Source organism: Mycolicibacterium brisbanense (genome assembly GCF_001570425.1).
GTDB classification, from domain to species: domain Bacteria; phylum Actinomycetota; class Actinomycetes; order Mycobacteriales; family Mycobacteriaceae; genus Mycobacterium; species Mycobacterium brisbanense.
On the sequence record NZ_BCSX01000069.1, the window covers coordinates 1 to 2,898 of the forward strand.

1 rRNA gene is annotated in these 2,898 nt (G+C 56.0%); it reads right to left on the minus strand.

The annotated features are described in order from the left end of the window. A 23S ribosomal RNA gene (locus RMCB_RS35745) occupies nt 1-2,637 on the minus strand; the annotation flags it as partial. Nucleotides 2,638-2,898 lie beyond the last annotated feature (261 nt).

Genomic DNA, 2,898 nt, shown 5'->3' on the forward strand with positions numbered 1-2,898 from the left:
TTCCACTCAGAGGTGCCGGATCACTAGTCCCGACTTTCGTCCCTGCTCGACATGTATGTCTCGCAGTCAAGCTCCCTTGTGCACTTACACTCAACACCTGATTGCCGTCCAGGTTGAGGGAACCTTTGGGCGCCTCCGTTACATTTTAGGAGGCAACCGCCCCAGTTAAACTACCCACCAGGCACTGTCCCTGAACCAGATAAATGGTCCGAGGTTAGAGGCCCAATACGATCAGAGTGGTATTTCAACAACGACTCCACACACACTGGCGTGTGCGCTTCACAGTCTCCCACCTATCCTACACAAACCGTATCGAGCACCAATACCAAGTTGTAGTGAAGGTCCCGGGGTCTTTTCGTCCTGCCGCGCGTAACGAGCATCTTTACTCGTAGTGCAATTTCGCCGAGTCTATGGTTGAGACAGTTGAGAAGTCGTTACGCCATTCGTGCAGGTCGGAACTTACCCGACAAGGAATTTCGCTACCTTAGGATGGTTATAGTTACCACCGCCGTTTACTGGGGCTTAAATTCTCCGCTTCACCCCCAAAGGAGTTAACGGGTCCTCTTAACCTTCCAGCACCGGGCAGGCGTCAGTCCGTATACATCGTCTTGCGACTTCGCACGGACCTGTGTTTTTAGTAAACAGTCGCTTCTCACTGGTTTGTGCCACCCCCTCCCGCTACCCCGGGCAAGCCGGTTCACGGTGTGGGGGTCCCCCTTCTCCCGAAGTTACGGGGGCATTTTGCCGAGTTCCTTAACCATAGTTCACTCGTACGCCTTAGTATTCTCTACCTGACCACCTGTGTTGGTTTGGGGTACGGGCCGTGTATGTCCTCGCTAGAGGCTTTTCTTGGCAGCATAGGATCACCGAATTCGCCTCACTCGGCTATGCATCACCTCTCAGGATATGTGAACGACGGATTTACCTATCGCTCTCCCTACAGGCTTACCCCGGTATTACCACTGACCGGTACGGCTACCTTCCTGCGTCACCCCATCGCTTGACTACTACCCACCCGGGTCTCGCGCAGCCGGCAACCCTCGCACCCCGAAGGGATTGATGGACCACCATTTGGGCGATTAGCAGAATGGATTCATCAGGGACGCACACACACGGGTACGGGAATATCAACCCGTTGTCCATCGACTACGCCTGTCGGCCTCGCCTTAGGTCCCGACTCACCCTGGGCGGACTGGCCTGGCCCAGGAACCCTTGGTCTTTCGGCGGGCAAGGTTCTCACTTGCCTATTCGCTACTCATGCCTGCATTCTCACTCCCACACCCTCCACCACTCGATCACTCGGCGGCTTCACCGGACGCAGGACGCTCCCCTACCCAACCCATCACTGGGTTGCCGCGGCTTCGGCGGTGTGCTTGAGCCCCGCTACATTATCGGCGCACAATCACTTGACCAGTGAGCTATTACGCACTCTTTCAAGGGTGGCTGCTTCTAAGCCAACCTCCTGGTTGTCTTCGCGACTGCACATCCTTTTCCACTTAGCACACGCTTAGGGGCCTTAGCCGGCGATCTGGGCTGTTTCCCTCTCGACGCACGGAGCTTATCCCCCGCCGTCTCACTGCCACACTCTTGGACTTGTCGGCATTCGGAGTTTGGCTGACGTCAGTAACCTAGTAGGGCCCATCGGCCATCCAGTAGCTCTACCTCCAACAAGAAACATGTGACGCTGCACCTAAATGCATTTCGGGGAGAACCAGCTATCACGGAGTTTGATTGGCCTTTCACCCCTACCCACAGCTCATCCCCTCAGTCTTCAACCTAAGTGGGTTCGGGCCTCCACACGGTCTTACCCGCGCTTCACCCTGGCCATGGGTAGATCACTCCGCTTCGGGTCCAGAACACACCACTACACCACACACTCCTGTGCGGATACGCCCTATTCAGACTCGCTTTCGCTGCGGCTACCCCACCCGGGTTAACCTCGCGACATGTCCCTGACTCGCAGGCTCATTCTTCAAAAGGCACGCCATCACCCCACCCCAAAGGGAAGGCTCTGACGGATTGTAAGCGCACGGTTTCAGGTACTATTTCACTCCCCTCCCGGGGTACTTTTCACCATTCCCTCACGGTACTCATCCGCTATCGGTCACTGGGAAGTATTCAGGCTTACCGGGTGGTCCCGGCAGATTCACAGCAGATTTCACGGGCCCGCTGCTACTCGGGAACACCATCAAGACAGACGTCGGGTTTTCACGTACCGGGCTCTCACCGTCTACGGCAGGCCATCCCAAGCCACTTCCGCTAACCACAACATTTTCTCACTGCCCTCTGGAGAGGTAGCCCCAGAAAGATGGGTCCCACAACCCCGCACACACAACCCCTACCCGGTATCACATGCATACGGTTTAGCCATCCTCCGCTTTCGCTCGCCACTACTCACGGAATCACACTTGTTTTCTCTTCCTACGGGTACTGAGATGTTTCACTTCCCCGCGTTCCCCCCCAACGCCTATACATTCAGCGTTGGGTGACACGACATCACTCGTGCCGGGTTTCCCCATTCGGACATCCTCGGATCCACGCTCGGTTGACAGCTCCCCGAGGCATATCGCAGCCTCCCACGTCCTTCATCGGCTCCCAGTGCCAAGGCATCCACCATGCGCCCTTAAACACTTACAACACAAAAACCAAAAATGAGTTACAAAAAGAAATTGCACACCCACACACAACAACCAACCCCAGAACCCACAAGGGCCCCGAAGCCAGCTCCTGCGTGCTAGATGCTCGCAACCACTATCCACAAATCAAACACCACACCCCACCACCAAAGCAGGGCAACAACACACCCCCCACCCCCAACAGGGCAGGACCGCAGGCCTGTTGTCTCAAAGCCCAATAGCGTGCCTGATGATTCCTCAAAACAGTGTTCCCACACCGCTT